Source organism: Mesorhizobium sp. WSM4845, assembly GCF_055811455.1.
Genome location: NZ_JBVVQA010000029.1, coordinates 74722 through 91387 on the forward strand (window position 1 = coordinate 74722; position 16666 = coordinate 91387).

Annotated in this window: 12 protein-coding genes and 1 tRNA gene; 9 read left to right on the plus strand and 4 right to left on the minus strand. The window is 61.8% G+C overall.

What is annotated here, in order from left to right; all coding sequences use genetic code 11:
* Positions 1-100: 100 nt before the first annotated feature.
* The 6 genes from AC0L2C_RS26685 (at position 101) to AC0L2C_RS26710 (ending at position 8978) form a co-directional block, all read left to right on the plus strand.
* Entirely contained in the window at positions 101-1978 is a 1878-nt protein-coding gene (locus tag AC0L2C_RS26685; RefSeq protein ID WP_473524823.1) for an extracellular solute-binding protein, read from the plus strand.
* Positions 1978-3864, plus strand: coding sequence for an extracellular solute-binding protein (locus tag AC0L2C_RS26690; RefSeq protein ID WP_473524824.1), 1887 nt, complete (start codon positions 1978-1980; stop codon positions 3862-3864). Before AC0L2C_RS26685 ends, AC0L2C_RS26690 begins: the two co-directional genes overlap by 1 nt.
* A 279-nt stretch (positions 3865-4143) precedes the next feature.
* Positions 4144-5238: a microcin C ABC transporter permease YejB gene (locus tag AC0L2C_RS26695; protein WP_473524825.1), complete on the plus strand. Its 1095-nt coding sequence runs from the start codon at positions 4144-4146 to the stop codon at positions 5236-5238.
* Complete coding sequence (locus tag AC0L2C_RS26700; RefSeq protein WP_473524826.1) at positions 5238-6377, plus strand: ABC transporter permease; 1140 nt, start codon at positions 5238-5240, stop codon at positions 6375-6377. Before AC0L2C_RS26695 ends, AC0L2C_RS26700 begins: the two co-directional genes overlap by 1 nt.
* Complete coding sequence (locus AC0L2C_RS26705; protein WP_473524827.1) at positions 6374-8005, plus strand: ABC transporter ATP-binding protein; 1632 nt, start codon at positions 6374-6376, stop codon at positions 8003-8005. The genes AC0L2C_RS26700 and AC0L2C_RS26705 overlap by 4 nt, the downstream gene beginning before the upstream one ends.
* Before the next feature lie 31 nt (positions 8006-8036).
* Complete coding sequence (locus AC0L2C_RS26710) at positions 8037-8978, plus strand: 2-hydroxyacid dehydrogenase (protein ID WP_473524828.1); 942 nt, start codon at positions 8037-8039, stop codon at positions 8976-8978.
* On the opposite strand, the gene AC0L2C_RS26715 is transcribed toward AC0L2C_RS26710, so the two are convergent.
* Positions 8975-9307, minus strand: coding sequence for a hypothetical protein (locus AC0L2C_RS26715; RefSeq protein ID WP_023802068.1), 333 nt, complete (start codon positions 9305-9307; stop codon positions 8975-8977). The two genes, AC0L2C_RS26710 and AC0L2C_RS26715, sit on opposite strands and share 4 nt — an antisense overlap.
* Before the next feature lie 216 nt (positions 9308-9523).
* On the opposite strand from AC0L2C_RS26715, the gene AC0L2C_RS26720 reads away from it, so the two are divergent.
* On the plus strand, positions 9524-10534 hold the full coding sequence (locus tag AC0L2C_RS26720; RefSeq protein ID WP_473524829.1) for a ligase-associated DNA damage response exonuclease: 1011 nt from the start codon (positions 9524-9526) through the stop codon (positions 10532-10534).
* Positions 10535-10610: 76 nt separating this feature from the next.
* Entirely contained in the window at positions 10611-12212 is a 1602-nt protein-coding gene (locus AC0L2C_RS26725; RefSeq protein WP_473524830.1) for a cisplatin damage response ATP-dependent DNA ligase, read from the plus strand.
* A gap of 106 nt (positions 12213-12318) precedes the next feature.
* Here the strand turns inward: AC0L2C_RS26725 and AC0L2C_RS26730 are convergent, their stop codons facing one another.
* Complete coding sequence (locus AC0L2C_RS26730; protein WP_473524831.1) at positions 12319-13557, minus strand: hypothetical protein; 1239 nt, start codon at positions 13555-13557, stop codon at positions 12319-12321.
* A gap of 339 nt (positions 13558-13896) precedes the next feature.
* Between AC0L2C_RS26730 and AC0L2C_RS26735 the strand changes: the two genes are divergently transcribed.
* A tRNA-Thr gene (locus AC0L2C_RS26735) sits at positions 13897-13972 on the plus strand.
* A 1140-nt stretch (positions 13973-15112) separates the two neighbouring features.
* On the opposite strand, the gene AC0L2C_RS26740 is transcribed toward AC0L2C_RS26735, so the two are convergent.
* Both AC0L2C_RS26740 and AC0L2C_RS26745 read right to left on the minus strand, forming a co-directional pair.
* The gene (locus AC0L2C_RS26740; protein WP_473524832.1) at positions 15113-15574 is read right to left on the minus strand and encodes a hypothetical protein; all 462 of its coding nucleotides are present in this window, start codon (positions 15572-15574) and stop codon (positions 15113-15115) included.
* 382 nt (positions 15575-15956) lie between these two features.
* Positions 15957-16319 (minus strand): hypothetical protein, encoded by a 363-nt coding sequence (locus tag AC0L2C_RS26745; protein WP_128247994.1) that lies wholly within the window; start codon positions 16317-16319, stop codon positions 15957-15959.
* Positions 16320-16666 lie beyond the last annotated feature (347 nt).

Sequence of the window (16666 nt, forward strand, 5' to 3'; positions counted from 1 at the left end):
GAAAAGCGCATGTGCGGCGACAAAGCCTGCCTGTCGCGGTTTTCATGAGCGTCAAATGAACTAAATTGTCCGCTAACAGCTACCGCACAGAGGAGAAGGCATGACGGTTGGCCGAACGTTTCTCAGATCGATGCTGGTTGTGGCGGCTTTCGCCGGCGGCCTGCAGGCAGCCTCGGCGGACGAATGGCGCACCACCTCGTCGCTGATCGGCGACTCCAAATATGGCGACAACTTCCAGCACTATGATTACGTCAATCCGAACGCGCCGAAGGGCGGCTCGCTGAATTCGGTGGTGCTCGGCACGTTCGACAGCTTCAATCCCTATATCGTCCAGGGTTCCGCCGCGGCTGGATTCGCCCCGTTCGGCGGCGGATTGCTCTACGACACGCTGATGGAGCAGGCAACCGACGAAGGCAGCGTCAGCCATCCGCTGATCGCCGACGCCTACAAACATCCCGACGACTATTCGTCGGCAACATACCGCCTCGACCCGCGGGCCAAGTGGCATGACGGCAAGCCGATCACCACCGACGATGTAATCTGGTCGTTTCAGGTGCTGAAGGCCAACAGCCCGATGTACAGCCGCTATTTCGAGAATGTCACCGATGCGGTCGCGGTTTCCGACCGCGAGGTGGAATTCCATTTCGACCAGAAGGGCAACCGGGAACTGCCCAAGATTCTCGGCGATCTCGTCGTGCTGCCAAAGCACTGGTGGGAAGGTACCGACGCCACCGGCAAGAAGCGCGACATCACCAGGCCGACGCAGGAGCCGCCGCTGGGGTCGGCCGCGTACAAGATCGCCAGCTTCAAGCCGGGCTCTGAAATCATCTGGCAGAGGGTTCCGGACTACTGGGCTGCCAAACTGCCGGTGAAGATCGGCCGCGAGAATTTCGACAGGCAGCGTTTCAGCTACTTTCTCGACGACAATGCCGCCTGGCAAGCCTTCACCAAGGGCGGACTGCATGACATCAGGCCAGAAAACAGTTCGAGGCGCTGGAACACCGCCTATAATTTCCCGGCGGTCCAGGCCGGCGACGTTATCAAGCAGGAATTCAAGACCGCCTCACCCGAACCGATGCAGGCCTTCATGCTCAACACGAGGCGTCCGCTGTTTGGGGATCGTCTGGTGCGCGCCGCGCTGACTTACCCGCTCGACTTCGAGGCCATGAATCGTACCTTGTTCTTCGGTTCCAACACCCGTACCAGCAGTTACTTCCAAGGCACCGAACTGGCATCGAGCGGCCTACCACAAGGCAAGGAGCTGGAAATCCTCGAGCCATATCGCGACAAGCTGCCGCCCGAAGTCTTCACCCAGGAATTCAAGCTGCCGGTCTACGATTCGCCGCAGGCGGAACGCAAGTATCTCAAGACTGCGGTCGATCTCTTCGCCAAGGCGGGCTGGGTGATCAAGGCCGGCAAGATGGTCAATGCCAAGACAGGCGAGCCGTTCAAGTTCGAAATCCTCGGCTGGAACGATACCGACCAGGTCCTTTCCAGTCCCTATATCGCCAATCTGCGCAAGATCGGCGTCGACGCCACGCTGCGGCTGATCGACCAGACCCAATACATCAATCGCGTCAACAATTTCGATTTCGACGTCACCATATCGCAGTTGGGGCAGTCGGATTCGCCTGGCAACGAGCAGCGTGACTTCTGGAGTTCCAAGTCCGCAGACACACCTGGATCGCGCAACTACGCCGGCATCAAGAATCCGGTCGTCGATGCGCTGGTCGACCGCGTCATCTTTGCGAAAGACCGTGACGATCTGGTTGCTGCCACCCATGCGCTCGACCGGGTGCTGCTGTGGAATTACTATGTCGTGCCGCAACACCATCGGTCGGTGGTCTGGATGGCCTACTGGAACAAGTTCGGCATCCCGGAAAAGCAACCGGCCTATAGTGGCGTCGACCAGAATTCCTGGTGGATCGATGCGGACAAGGAAAAGGCGCTGGCGGCAAAATACAAGAGTGGCAATTGATGGCGGCGCTCCCCCGCCGCGTCTCGCTGGCCCGCCGCGACTTTCTGGCCTTGGGCGTCGCGGCCACGACGGCAGCGCTGTTGCCCGGCCGCGCCTTCGCCGCCATCCCGACGGGGGTCAAGCTGCATGGTCTGTCGGCCTTCGGCGACCTCAAATATCCCCAAGGTTTCACGCATTTCGACTACGTCAATCCGGACACGCCCAAGGGCGGCCAGATAAATTTCGCACCGCCTAACGCCACCTTCAACCAGAGCTTCCTGACGTTCAACACGCTGAATTCCCTGGTGTTGAGTGGGGATTCGCCGCCGCGCACCGAACACTGTTTCGATTCGTTGATGGCAAGCGCGCTCGATGAGCCGGATGCGTTCTATGGGCTGCTTGCCGAGTCCGTTATGCTGTCTGAAGACCGCAATGGCTTCCGCTTCAATCTGCGACCGCAAGCGCGCTTCCATGACGGCACGCCACTGACCGCCGAGGACGTCGCCTTCGCATTGAAGCTTTACAAGGACAAGGGTCATCCGAACCTTTCCCAGACATTACGGCATATGACGGACGCAGCCGCGGTCGATCCGGTTACCGTGAACCTCACCTTCGACGGCAAGCAGTCGGCGCAAAATATCCTTGCGATCGTCGCAATGCCGATCGTGTCCAAAGTGTTTTATACGGCCAACGAATTCGATGCCTCGACGATGACACCGCCGCTCGGCTCCGGACCCTACAAAATAGGGCGCGTGGCGGCCGGACAGACCGTCGAATATGAGCGCGTCGCCGACTATTGGGGCAGGGATCTGGCGGTGAACCGCGGCCTCTACAATTTCGACCGCATCCGTATCGACTTTTATCTCGATCGCCAGGCAGCGTTTGAAGCCCTGAAAAAGGGTGACACGCATTTTCGCGAAGAATTTACCTCGCGGGTATGGGCGACCGGCTACGACTTTCCGGCGCTACAGGTCGGCAGGGTCGTCAAACGTGAATTTCCCGGCGAGAAAGCGCCGGACATGCAGGCGGTCGCGCTGAACCAGCGTCGTCCGCAATTTCGCGATGTGCGCGTCAGACGGGCTATCGCCAATTGCTTCGATTTCGAATGGAGCAAGCGGGTGCTGTTTTACGGCTCTTACGAGCGCTCGCAATCGAACTTCGAACCGTCGGATTACAAGGCCGAGGGCCTGCCCTCGCCCGAGGAATTGGCCCTGCTGGAGCCGTTTCGAGCCGAGTTGCCGCCGGAAACCTTCGGCGAAGCAGTGATGCAGCCTGTCTCCGACGGTTCGGGGCACGACCGCAAACTGCTGCGCGCGGCTTCGAGACTGCTTGCCGAGGCCGGCTGGAAGCGAGCCGGCAATTTCGTCGTCAATGAAAAAGGCGAGCGACTGCGGGTGGAAATGCTGGCCGAGGACGATGGCATCGTTCGGCTGTTCTCGCCGTGGTCCGAGAATATGAAGGCGATCGGCATCGACGCTTCGATCCGGCAGGTCGACTCGACGCAATACGAAGCGCGGCAGAGCAATTTCGATTTCGATTTCAACCTGTTCAGATCGTCGATCGGGGCGACGCCGACTGTCGATGGCCTGGAAAACCTCTATCACTCCCGGATGGCGAAAACACCGGGAACGCGCAACTATCCCGGCACCGAAAGCAAGGCCATCGATGCGCTGATCGAGGCAGCCGGCAAGGCGCAGAGCCGGAACGAACTGGTCACGGCGCTCAAAGCACTCGACCGGGTCTTGCGCGCGCGGCTAGACTGGATTCCAACATATTATCTCGCGAATCACCGAGTCGCCTATTGGGACATGTTCGGCTTTCCCGAGCAGAAGCCCGATTTCGGCTTTCCGGTCGAGACGCTGTGGTGGTTCGACAAGGACAAGGCGGCAAAGATTGGCAAAGGGTGAATTTCCTGCAGGCGTCGGCGCCGCCCCTCACCTGCCTGCCGGCATCCTCTCCCCGTATAGCGACGGGGAGAGGCGCGCTCTCATCGAGGGTTTCGCCAATCACAAAGCTGGCAATAAGAGCGCCGAGATTGCGGCCAGCCCCTTTCTCCCCGTCACTATACGGGGAGAAATGTCCGGCAGGACAATGAGGGGCGGCGCTGCCGTCGACAATTGGTCTGACGCGATTGCCTTTGGGGACCGTCCAGACACAGTGCTCCTCCTCGAGGAGGACAATTTCTGATGGGCGCCTATATACTGCGTCGCATCCTGCTGATGATCCCGACCCTGTTCGGCATCATGGCAGTGTCTTTCGCCGTCATCCAGTTCGCGCCGGGCGGGCCGGTGGAGCAGGTCATCGCACGGCTTACCAACCAGGGCGGCAGCGATCGCCTTGGCGGCGGCGGTGGTGACGCCGGCGCCAGCAATTTCGACGTGGCCGGCGACGCCGGTTCGAGATATCGCGGCGCGCAAGGGCTCGACCCCGAGTTCATCGCCAAGCTGGAAAAGCAGTTCGGCTTTGACAAGCCGCCGCTCGAGCGCTTCGGCATGATGCTGTGGAACTATTTCCGGTTCGATTTCGGCGACAGCTATTTCCGCGACATCTCGGTGATCGATCTGATCCTGGAGAAGATGCCGGTGTCGATCTCGATCGGGCTGTGGATCACTCTGCTGTCCTACCTGATCTCGATCCCGCTCGGCATCCGCAAGGCCGTCAAGGACGGCACGGCATTCGACGTATGGACCAGCGGCATCGTCATTGTCGGCTACGCCATTCCGGGCTTCCTGTTCGGCATCCTGCTGATGGTGCTGTTTGCCGGCGGATCGTTCTACGACTGGTTTCCGCTGCGCGGCATCACCTCCGACAATTGGGACCAGCTGTCCTGGCCGGCGCGGATCGTCGACTATCTCTGGCACATGACCTTGCCGCTGACGGCGCTGGTGCTGTCGGCCTTCGCCACCACGACGCTTTTGACCAAGAATTCGTTCCTCGAGGAAATCCGCAAGCAGTATGTGGTGACCGCCCGCGCCAAGGGCCTGTCGGAACGGCAGGTTCTCTACGGCCACGTCTTCCGCAACGCCATGCTGATCGTCGTCGCAGGCTTTCCCGGCGCCTTCATCTCGGCCTTCTTCACCGGCTCGCTGCTGATCGAGAACATCTTTTCGCTCGACGGCCTCGGCCTGCTCGGTTTCAGGTCGGTGGTCGAGCGCGACTATCCGGTGGTGTTCGCCAATCTCTACATCTTCTCGCTGCTTGGCCTGATCGTCGGGCTGCTGTCCGACCTGATCTATACCTGGGTCGACCCACGCATCGACTTCGAGCGGAGGGACGTCTGATGGCCGGGGCCGCAGCCGAAACGGCGCCGGGCCGGATCGCACGGCCCTGGCTGTCGCCGCTCAACCAGCGGCGGCTGCAGAATTTCAGGGCCAACCGGCGCGGCTACTGGTCGTTGTGGATCTTCCTCGTGCTTTTCGTGCTGTCGCTGTTTTCTGAATGGATCGCCAACGACAAGCCGGTCCTCGTCTCCTACAAGGGCGAAATCCTGTTTCCGGTCGTGGTCGCTTATCCCGAGGAGAAGTTCGGCGGCTTTTATGCGGTCACCGATTATCGCGACCCGGTCATCCAGGACGAGATCAATGCCCACGGCTGGATGATCTGGCCGCCGGTCCGCTACTCCTACCGGACCGTCAACAACGCCATTCCCGAGGCGGCGCCAACCAAGCCGTCTTGGCTCTATGACGCCAAGACACGTTGCAACCAGTATCCGCAAGGTGCCGCCGACCCCAATTGCGTCGTCGGCAACTGGAACTGGCTGGGCACCGACGACCAGGCGCGCGACGTGCTGGCGCGCGTCATCTACGGATTCAGGGTCTCGGTGCTGTTCGGCCTGATCCTCACCGCCGGCTCGGCGGTGATCGGCGTGACGGCCGGCGCATTGCAGGGTTATTTCGGCGGCTGGACCGACCTTCTGTTCCAGCGCTTCATAGAAATCTGGTCGGCGATCCCGGTGCTTTATCTGCTCCTCATCGTCGCCGCCATCCTGCCGCCCGGCTTCTTCATCCTGCTCGGGCTGATGCTGCTGTTCTCCTGGGTGGCGCTGGTCGGCGTGGTGCGGGCCGAGTTCCTGCGCGCCCGCAACTTCGAATATGTCAACGCCGCGCGCGCGCTGGGCGTACCCAACGGTACTATCATGTTCCGGCATCTGTTGCCCAACGCCATGGTGGCGACGCTGACCTTCCTGCCCTTCCTGCTCAGCGGCTCGATCTCGACGCTGACCTCGCTCGACTACCTTGGCTTCGGCCTGCCGCCCGGCTCGGCCTCGCTGGGCGAGCTTCTCAAGCAGGCGCAGCGCAACCTCAACGCGCCATGGCTGGGCATCTCCGGCTTTGTCGTCATCTCGCTGATGCTGTCGCTGCTGGTCTTCGTCGGCGAAGCGACCCGCGACGCCTTCGATCCGCGCAAGACGTTCAGATGAGCGAAGCCCCTCTCCTCTCGGTGCGCGATCTCAGCGTTGCCTTCGCGCAGGAAGGCCGCCAGTCGATGGCCGTCGACCACATCTCCTTCGACATCGCCAAGGGCGAAACGGTGGCGCTGGTCGGCGAATCCGGCTCCGGCAAGTCGGTCTCGGCGCTGTCGGTGCTGAAGCTGCTGCCCTATCCGGCCGCCAGCCATCCGTCGGGAAAGATCCTGTTCCAGGGCGCCGATCTGCTCGCTGCCGACGAGAAGGCATTGCGCCGCGTGCGCGGCAACAAGATCACCATGATCTTCCAGGAGCCGATGACCTCGCTCAACCCGCTGCACACGATCGAGCAGCAGATCGTCGAAGTGCTGACGCTGCACCAGGGCCTGGGTGACCGCCAAGCCAAGGCGCGCACTCTGGAGCTGCTCAACGAGGTCGGCATCCGCGAGCCGGAGAAGCGGCTCGACGCTTATCCGCACCAGCTTTCCGGCGGTCAGCGCCAGCGTGTCATGATCGCCATGGCGCTGGCCAACGAGCCGGAACTGCTGATCGCCGACGAGCCGACGACCGCACTCGACGTCACCGTGCAGGCGCAGATCCTCGAGCTGCTCGCGGAGTTGAAGAGCCGCAAAGGCATGTCGATGCTGTTCATCACCCACGATCTCGGCATCGTCAGAAAGATCGCCGACCGGGTCTGCGTGATGACCAAGGGCAAGATCGTCGAAACCGGGCCGACGAAAGAAATCTTCGCCAACCCGCAGCACAGCTATACGCGGCATTTGCTTGCCGCCGAACCCAAGGGCAAGCCGCCCGCCGCCAACGATGCTGCCAGGCCAGTGATGACCGGCCAGGACATAAAAGTCTGGTTTCCGATCAACAAAGGCTTTTTCCGGCGCACCGTCGACAATGTGAAGGCGGTCGACGGCATCGACGTCACCGTGCGCGCCGGCCAGACGCTCGGCGTCGTCGGCGAATCCGGCTCGGGCAAGACGACGCTCGGCCTGGCGCTGGCCAGGATGATCTCGTCGACCGGGACCATTCAGTTCGATGGGCGCGATATCAACGAGCTGTCATTCAACGCCATGCGGCCGCTGCGGCGCGAGTTGCAGATCGTCTTCCAGGATCCGTTCGGGTCGTTGAGTCCGCGCATGTCGGTCTCCGAGATCATCGAGGAAGGGCTGAAGATCCACGAGCCGAAACTGTCGCCCGATGATCGCGACAATCGCATTGTCGATGTGCTCGGTGAAGTCGGGCTCGATCCCGCCACGCGCAATCGCTATCCGCACGAGTTTTCCGGCGGCCAGCGCCAACGCATCGCCATCGCCCGCGCCATGGTGCTCAACCCGCGCTTCGTCATGCTGGACGAGCCGACCTCGGCGCTCGACATGAGCGTGCAGGCGCAGGTGGTCGACCTTCTGCGCAGCCTGCAGGCGAAGCACGACCTCGCCTATCTGTTCATCAGCCACGATCTGAAGGTCATCCGTGCGCTTGCCAACGACGTCATCGTCATGCGCAATGGCAGGATCGTCGAGGCCGGCCCGTCCGAACAGATTTTCGAACGGCCGCAGACCGACTATACCAAGGCGCTGATCTCGGCCGCATTCAGGATCGAAACGGCACCGGTCGGCATCGTCAGCGAGTAGGCTGTACCGCATAAAGGAAAAAGAACTCGCCATGGAAAAAGGCCGTGTCCTGCTTGCCCTCACCGGTATCCATCCAGGCCGTTGGCGCGAACTCTTGGCGGCCGAACGCGAGGTGGTGCTCGAGCCGGAAGGCACCAGCGATCCTTCGATCACCTATGCGGTGGTTTGGAAGCAGCGGCCGAACCTTCTGTCGTCCCTGCCCAACCTGCGCGCGGTCTTTTCGATCGGCGCCGGCGTCGACCACATCTTCGCCGATCCCACCTTGCCCGACGTGCCGATCGTCAAGGTCGTGGCCGACAATTTGACCCACTACATGACTGAATATGTCGTCTGGCGGGTGCTCGATCACCATCGCCAGGGCATGCTCTACCGGTCGCAGCAGCAAAAGAAGATCTGGCACGAGCCGCCGCAGCGGCCGGCCGGCGACATCTCCGTCGGCATCATGGGGCTCGGCACGCTTGGCCGCGCGGCAGCGTCGGTGCTTTTGTCGCTCGGCTTTGCGGTCAATGGCTGGTCGCGCAGCGAGCGGCCGATGGACGGCGTTGCAACCTATGCGGGTGAGGCCGGATTGATCCCCTTCCTCAACGCCACCGACATTTTGGTCGTGCTTTTGCCACTCACTGCGCAGACGCATGGCATCATCAACTATGGCGTGCTGAAGGAGTTGAGGAAACGCAACGGCCTAGGCGGCTCGGTGCTGATCAATGCCGGGCGCGGCAAGTTGCAGAAGGACGCCGACATTCTGCGTGCGCTGGAGGACGGCACGCTGAAGGAGGCGAGCCTCGACGTGTTCGAGGTCGAGCCGCTGCCGAAGACCAGCCGGCTGTGGAGCCACCCGAAAGTGTTCGTGACGCCGCATGCGGCGGCGACCTCCGATCCCGTGCATCTGGTGCCGATCATGCTGCGCCAGATGGCCGCCTTCGAGCGCGGCGAGAAGCTCGAGAACGTCGTCGATCGCAACGCGGGGTATTAACCCGGCTTGCCACATTCGCGGCGGGCGATCGACCGGTTCATGGCGTCGATCCGGCCACTTGCCTGTTCGACGTCGCGCTGGGCCTTGGAACGGGCATCCGGCGTGAACGGGCCGAGGCCCACCCCGGGATCGGAGAAGGACGGCTTGGCATCCTGCGGAAGGCGGTATTGCTGCGCCAGCCGGTTTCGTTGCGCCACCAATTGATCGCAAGGCACGCTGTCATATTGCAGCGAGGACTGGACATTCGCGTCCTGTCGCTCGGCGATCGAGGTGCCGACGCAACCGGCTATTGCCAGGCAAGATGCCAAGACCACCAAGTTCCAGCGCATGCAACGTCCTCCTTGTCGGTGTCCTGCCCTTTCGGGCATGCGAATCGGACTTTTTCGCAGCCGCCGCCACGTGTGGCGCAGGCGAACGAAAAGGGCCGCCGGACAAGGCCTGATGCGATTTCGTGATGGAGATCCCGCCGGCAGTTGCCTGTATGCCGAGTCAGCAGTCACTTGCAACAGGCTTCCCGCGCCGGAATTAGCAACTATCTTGGAGCCATGCGCGCCAGCGACCTGCTTCACCCTCGGCCCGAGGGCCTTTATTGCCCGCCCGGCGATTTCTTCATCGATCCGGTGCGGCCGATCAGCCGGGCGCTGATCACACACGGCCATTCCGACCATGCCCGTTCCGGCCACCGCTCGGTGCTGGCTACACAACAGACGCTGGACATCATGCGGCTGCGCTACGGCGAGGGTTTTGCCGGGACGACGCAAGCGGCAGCACTTGGCGAGGCGATTGCGCTGAACGGCGTCACCGTAACCTTCCATCCGGCCGGCCATGTGCTGGGCTCGGCGCAGATCGAGGTCGTGCATCAGGGCTCATGCATCGTTGCTTCGGGCGACTACAAGCGCCAGAGGGACGCGACTTGCGAGCCGTTCGAACCGGTCAAGTGCGACGTGTTCATCACCGAGGCGACTTTCGGCCTGCCGGTGTTCCGTCATCCGCCCGATACCGAAGAGATCGCCCGCCTGCTGAAATCGACGGCGCAGTTTCCCGAACGCGCGCATCTGGTCGGCGCCTATGCGCTCGGCAAGGCGCAGCGCGTCATGCGCTTGCTGCGCGACGCCGGCTACGACAGGCCGATCTATATCCACGGCGCGCTGGCCAAGCTCAGCGACTACTATCAGAGCCAGGGCATCGAGCTCGGGACGCTGGAGCCGGCGACCGTCGAAAGCAGTGGCAAGGAGGATTTCACCGGCGCCATCGTCGTCGGCCCGCCATCGGCGTTCGCCGACCGCTGGGCGCGGCGCTTTCCCGATCCGATCTCGTGCTTTGCCTCCGGCTGGATGCGCATCCGCCAGCGCGCCACGCAGGGCGGCGTCGAGCTGCCGCTGATCGTTTCCGACCATGCCGACTGGGACGAACTGACCGCCACGATAAGGGAAACCGGCGCGGAGGAAATCTGGGTGACGCATGGCCGCGAGGAGGCCCTGGTGCGCTGGTGCGAACTCGAAGGCATCGCTGCCAGGCCGCTGCATCTCGTCGGCTATGAGGATGAGGGCGATTGATGGTGGTCACGGCCGATGTAGCGCTTCACGGCGGCGCGACAGAGCGCAAGGCTGGCCCATTGGCGCGGCCCGCATTATGAACCGCTTCGCCGAACTCCTCGACCGCCTCGTGCTGACGCCGTCGCGCAACGGCAAGCTGAAGCTGTTGAGCGATTATTTCCGCAGGGTCGAGAATCCGGATCGCGGTCTGGCGCTGGCTGCCATCACCGGCGACCTGACCATCGCGGCGGTCAAGCCGGCGATGCTGCGCGCGCTGGTCATGGAGCGCATGGACCCGGTGCTGTTCGGCTATTCCTACGACTATGTCGGCGACCTGGCGGAGACGGTGTCGCTGGTCTGGCCGCAATCGCCGGCGGATATCGCCAACCATGAGCCGACGCTCGCCGAGGTCGTCGCGAAATTGCAGGCGGCGAGCCGTTCCGATGGGCCGAAGGTGCTGGCCCGGCTGCTCGACAGCGCCAGCATCTCGGCGCGCTTCGCCATCATCAAGCTGGTCACCGGCGGCCTGCGCATCGGCGTTTCGGCGCGGCTGGCCAAGCAGGCGCTGGCCGATCTCGGCAAGGTCGACGTCGCCGAGATCGAAGAACTCTGGCATGGGCTGACACCGCCCTATGCCGAGCTGTTCGCGTGGTTGGAAGGCAACGCGGAAAAACCCAAAAAGACAGCGCTGGCGCTGTTCCGGCCGGTGATGCTGTCCAACCCGATCGGTGACGGCGACCTCGAAAAGCTCGACCCGGCCGACTATGCCGCCGAGTGGAAGTGGGACGGTATCCGCGTCCAGGCGGTATCGGAAGGCGGCATTCGCCGGCTCTATTCGCGCACTGGCGACGATGTTTCCGGGGCTTTTCCTGACCTCGCAGAGGCGATGGATTTCTCCGCCACCCTCGACGGCGAGCTTCTGGTCGGCGATCCCCGGCAGGCGACCGGCACGTTCTCGGACCTGCAGCAACGGCTGAACCGCAAGAGCGTGACACCGAAGATCCAGCGGCAATACCCGGCCTTCATGCGCTGCTACGACGTGCTTCAGATCGGCGACGAGGACTTGCGCACCCGCGCTTTCCGCGAGCGGCGCGGCCACCTCGAAGGCTTCGTGCAGACGCTCGATCCGAGCCGCTTCGATCTCTCGCCGCTGGTCGAATTCAACGACTGGCAGGCGCTGGAGGAATTGCGCCGCAAGCCGCTGCATCCGGTGATCGAAGGCGTGATGCTGAAGCGCTGGGATTCGCCCTATCTCACCGGCCGGCCGAAAGGCCCATGGTTCAAATGGAAGCGCGATCCGCACACAATCGACGCCGTGCTGATGTATGCCCAGCGCGGCCATGGCAAGCGTTCGAGTTTCTATTCCGATTACACGTTCGGCGTCTGGTCCGGCCCGGAAGGATCGGAGGAACTGGTGCCGGTGGGGAAAGCCTATTTCGGCTTCACCGACGAGGAACTGAGGCAGATCGACAAATATGTCCGCGACAACACGATCGAGCGCTTCGGCCCGGTCCGCTCGGTGCGGGCCGACCGAAGACAAGGCCTAGTGCTGGAGGTGGCGTTCGAAGGGCTTAACCGCTCGACACGGCACAAATCCGGTGTCGCCATGCGCTTTCCGCGCATTTCACGGCTGCGCTGGGACAAGCCGGCGGCCGAAGCCGACCGCATCGAGACGCTGCAGGCGCTGCTCGATAGTTAGAGCGACGTGCGTCCAATTGGACGCACAAAGTACGCTCTAACAGTTATAATGTCCGCATCGTGCTTTCCGAAAATCGATTCCGATTTTCGGGCCGATGCGTTGAGGCTCAAGGAACAATCGCGACGCGGATCTCGTAGATGTCGACCGACTTGCCCTGCTTGTCGAAGTCGGAATTGATGGCGATGGTGCCGGCAGCGCCCGGACGCTTGTCGGGAAACCGCACATCGAAGAGGTATTCGTTGCGCTCGTGGCCGACCGCGTAGCGCTTGCGGCCGCAGTCGCCGAGTTCGCCGAAATTGCAGTCGACGGAGATCTGCGTCTCCTGGCCCTCCTCGGAGCGGGCGACGATGTCGAACGTGGCGTGCTTGCCGGCGAGTTTGTCCAAGACCCCTTGCTCGACGTCGAAGCTGATCGCCGAACCGGAGGCGCCCGACCGGATGCGCAGGAAAGAACCGCTGTCGTCCTGCATGACTTCGGCCTTGGCGTCCGAAGGCGCGCTGACAAGCGTCGGGTCGCTCGGTGAAAACACATTGATCCAGTCGCGCGCCTCATTCGCCTCGCCGGAGTTCAGCGGCGGGGCGGTGTCGCCTGGCGGCGTGAAATCATCGTCTTCCACCGTCGGTGGCGTTTGCGGCGGGGCGGTGTCGAGTTCGGCCGCCGACTTGAAGACGCCGGTCTGGGCAGCGAAATAGAGGCCGATGCCGGCGGCTGCGAGCAGCGTCACGCCGAGGAAAATCGCGGTGAGAGGCAGGTGGGGACCTCTCACCCGCCTGTCGTCGCGGTCGGGCATCACCTCTGCGTCGCCGTCTCCTGCCGATTGGGGGGACGACAAGTCGATCTCCGGCGCATCGGGAAAAGCCGCTTCGGGCATGATGTCGGGAACGATCGGCAAAACGCGCGAGCGTGGCGCATCGGAAGCAGGGGGCGCGTCCGAAACAGGAGGCGCGACCGATGCAGGAGACTCCGCCGGACCGTCAACAATGACCTCAGGCGGCGGCGCCGGTTCAGCGTCGGCGCCGGCATCCGGTTCGGCATCGGCCTCGGGTTCGGCATCGGCATCGGCTTCGCTGCCAGCCGGCTGCTCCACAGCCGGTGCTGCAGCGTCGTCATCGGTCGGCCGGCCGACAGCGGGAACCGCCGGCAGGAATTCGGATTCGATTTCGGTTATCTTGGCCTGCACCGCCTTGCGGCGCTTGATGGCGACTTCCACCGTCACGTTCGGGTTGGCCTGCAGGGCGCGATCAAGCGCGGCGAAGGCCGATCGGTAGACCCGCTCGCGAAACGCGCGGTCTTCGGCATTGCCTTTCTCGAAGGCATTCCGGATCGCTTTTTCGATCGCGTCCAACGGGGACCCCCTGCACGTATGGTCACATTGTCATGATCGTTAGCCGCAGGCGACCGATCAATCAACGGGCCAGCGGCCGCATTCTGCCTTGGCGATGCGTCCAATGCCGATTTCGACGGTTTTCGGTAAAGGAATCAACATTTTTCGCCGGTTTCCCGATGCAGCGCCAACGCGACGTCGCACAACCTGGCGTTGAGGCTTCGCACAACCGCATGGCCGATCGGTGCGGCGGTCGCTTATAGGCCCGGGATGAGCCGGCACGAATTGCCAAGTCCCATCTTGAATTTGTGGCGGGTTGCGTCTATCACCCAGCGCATCTTGGAGGCCTTGGCTTCCCGGGCCGCTTTAGCTCAGTTGGTAGAGCACATCATTCGTAATGATGGGGTCAGGTGTTCGAGTCACCTAAGCGGCACCAGTTTTCTTTTCGGAAAATCAATTACTTAGTTGATGGCCGGTTTTCGCCGCATCCGCGAAAATCATTCCGGGGCACCGCAGGGGCACCCCCAGACGCATTTTCAGCCCCGAAAATAATATTTTTGCTCCAGGCCCTGACTTTCGGGCAGACTTGCGGAAAGTCCAGATCCTTTCGCGCGCGATGTGACATCACCAAAACCTTGGCCAAAGCGACGGACAGCGAGCCCCTGGTCGACCAGACCTTGCGGGGCAGCTCGCGACTGCGGATTTCTGTCCAGCAGCCACCTACTCACCATCTATTTTAGACACCCTGACAGTTTCCATGAGGCGGTCAGACGACGCTGGCCAGCTTCGACATTTGGGGCGAGGCAAAGTCTGGCCGACTGCTCGAATGAAATTCAGGCTGCGGCGTGCACGGCAGGGAAACGGGAGTGATGGGTTGCCCATGGAAAGCAAAACTGGGAGCGGATTTTTCCAATGTTTTCCCCGGTGTGGGAATTCCCACAGCCGAGCCTGGTCCGACTGGCATATCCTTGTTGCAACATCCAGGCCTGCGCAGAAGCCATAAGGTGTCCCGCGATGGGTCAATAAGTCTGGCACGGGAGTTGCATGGTCAGGTATGGGGGAATGGGGCGGAGGCCCGTCGCTTCGCAAATGTAGCGGCGGGTCTTCTGCATAGAGGTCGCGTCCCAGTCTACGCGCTGCCGTCCGTTTCGCTTTCCTCGTCTATCGCCCGGACCGGCAGTAAGCAGCTGTAGGTATCAGCGAAGTCGAGATCGAGGAAGACAGGGAGTGTCTACGAAGTGGTCCTCGATGCGCTGCGGCCAAGCGACCTATTAACCGGAAACCTGTTAACCAAATTGGCCTAAGCCATTGGCTCTTATAAAGCTTTTTGAACTAACTCCCCCTCGGGAGCATGCGCGAAATTACATCCCGAAAAGGGGGTAATGGCCGCGATTACCACGCTATAGCAACGGGCCGTTCTGATAGCGGTGCAGGTGGCGAATTTTTGCAACGGCCCTACGGGAAACACTCAAAAGGTTCAAAAGCCTAAGATTTGGCCGCTATCCCGCTAAATGAAAAGCCCGCCACCGTGAGGCAGCGGCGGGCTTAGGCAGTTTTTGCCGGGGTTCAGTGATGGTCACCCGCGTTTTCTACGGGGTTGCTTCGTAATCGGATGCGCTGCAAGAAACGCCTCGTCCGCCGCGATGAGCTTGGCGACTTCATCCGCACTGATCGGCAGGTATCGGTCCTTTGCGGCTTCTCGTTTCCATTGGACGGCCAGGAGATCGGGCGCTGGAACTCGGATTTGATCGGCCACAGCCTGCCGGCTCCTGTCGACGCTGATCATCCGTTTGTCAGAATAGGCGCTAGATCGATCCTCGTCCTCTAGGACGTACATCGCGTGAATGCTTTTCTCTTGCCAGTAAGCCGTTTCCGCTCTTGCCAGGCTGGTGACAGCATCAGCCTTGCGCCAAAGTAGGCGGCGCGCCTGACGCATGAGCTGATTGTGGTGCGTGTCGATGAGGACGGCATCGGGCAGCGGATCAAGGCACTGCTGCACGAATGCAGCCAGCGCCTTTATCTTGACGCCGGCGCTCATGCTGATGCGTCCCTGCGGAAGCCAACTGGAGAACCGACGCCGCCAGCTGCGCTGCCCAAAGTTCGGCTTCGAAGGGATATTATATTCCGCGCCATCGCAGAAATGGCCGAACGCCGCTTGGAAATCCTGCGGCGCCGACGTATAGGGATCCCTCCTCGGGATTCGCTTCCGAGCGTTGCCTGGCCCCGAACGCAGATCCCTTTAAGCTCGGTTCCTTCAGGCGCTCTATGGCGTGTTCGATCTTCCAGAATCCCTCCGAGGCTTCATCTAATGCTCGGCTCGCATCGTAGGTCAGAGGTGGCTTTCGTTTCGCGACACCCTCTGCGGCTTTCAGTCGATCCGCCTTGCGTTTCGGCCAGATGTCGGAAATTACGCGATCGATCTAAGCCTTGCCCGGCTCCCAGCGAAACTCTTTCTCCAATTTCTGCTTTTTTGTGCGGGGCCGCAGTTCAACAACCGTACCGTCCCGCGCGGGAGTTGGTAAGATATCCATCGCGAGAGCTAACGCTTCATGCAAGCCTTGCCGGATGCCACCATCTTGGTCGAACACCCAAACTGAAGGTTCGGTTCTCAGAATGCGTGTTGGCTTTTTAGCCTCGTCGAATTCTAAAGTTGCAGATAGAACCCGCTGCCTGGTGCCGGCATATTGGGGCAGAGTGTCCTTGCCGAATATTAGGCCTTCGACTAGCCGGAGCGACATGCGCAGAGGCTCCCCTTCATTGGGAAAAAGGTAGTGTCGGGACATTCAACTGCTCTCCATCGAAGCGCGGACTCACAGGCATGTAGTTCTTACCGCACCTAGCACTACATTCGACGTGCACGTGACCGGCTTGGGACGCGGCGGCGGCTCGTTTACCGGCCGATTGGCGGATATGCTCGTGCGACATTGCACATAGGCATCCGTTCCGACTCGCGCGCCAAGCGATCGGCAATAGGCGTCGTCCTGAGGAGCCATTGATCTATTCATGAGGTATTGGCGAAGCGCCGGCTTGTTACTCGCGAGTAATGTAGCGGAGGGTCGTGTCCCACCGCGTGGTGTAGGTCGGCGATAGCGAAGCCGCTCGCGAGCGCCCTCAACAGCGCTGTAGCGAG

What these genes read in the sequence shown, in the direction of transcription:
- AC0L2C_RS26685 (WP_473524823.1), top strand. Translation starts at nt 101, where the DNA reads ATGACGGTTGGCCGAACGTTTCTCAGATCGATGCTGGTTGTGGCGGCT.
- AC0L2C_RS26690 (WP_473524824.1), top strand. Translation starts at nt 1,978, where the DNA reads ATGGCGGCGCTCCCCCGCCGCGTCTCGCTGGCCCGCCGCGACTTTCTG.
- AC0L2C_RS26695 (WP_473524825.1), top strand. Translation starts at nt 4,144, where the DNA reads ATGGGCGCCTATATACTGCGTCGCATCCTGCTGATGATCCCGACCCTG.
- AC0L2C_RS26700 (WP_473524826.1), top strand. Translation starts at nt 5,238, where the DNA reads ATGGCCGGGGCCGCAGCCGAAACGGCGCCGGGCCGGATCGCACGGCCC.
- AC0L2C_RS26705 (WP_473524827.1), top strand. Translation starts at nt 6,374, where the DNA reads ATGAGCGAAGCCCCTCTCCTCTCGGTGCGCGATCTCAGCGTTGCCTTC.
- AC0L2C_RS26710 (WP_473524828.1), top strand. Translation starts at nt 8,037, where the DNA reads ATGGAAAAAGGCCGTGTCCTGCTTGCCCTCACCGGTATCCATCCAGGC.
- AC0L2C_RS26715 (WP_023802068.1), bottom strand. Translation starts at nt 9,307, where the DNA reads ATGCGCTGGAACTTGGTGGTCTTGGCATCTTGCCTGGCAATAGCCGGT.
- AC0L2C_RS26720 (WP_473524829.1), top strand. Translation starts at nt 9,524, where the DNA reads ATGCGCGCCAGCGACCTGCTTCACCCTCGGCCCGAGGGCCTTTATTGC.
- AC0L2C_RS26725 (WP_473524830.1), top strand. Translation starts at nt 10,611, where the DNA reads ATGAACCGCTTCGCCGAACTCCTCGACCGCCTCGTGCTGACGCCGTCG.
- AC0L2C_RS26740 (WP_473524832.1), bottom strand. Translation starts at nt 15,574, where the DNA reads ATGAGCGCCGGCGTCAAGATAAAGGCGCTGGCTGCATTCGTGCAGCAG.
- AC0L2C_RS26745 (WP_128247994.1), bottom strand. Translation starts at nt 16,319, where the DNA reads ATGTCCCGACACTACCTTTTTCCCAATGAAGGGGAGCCTCTGCGCATG.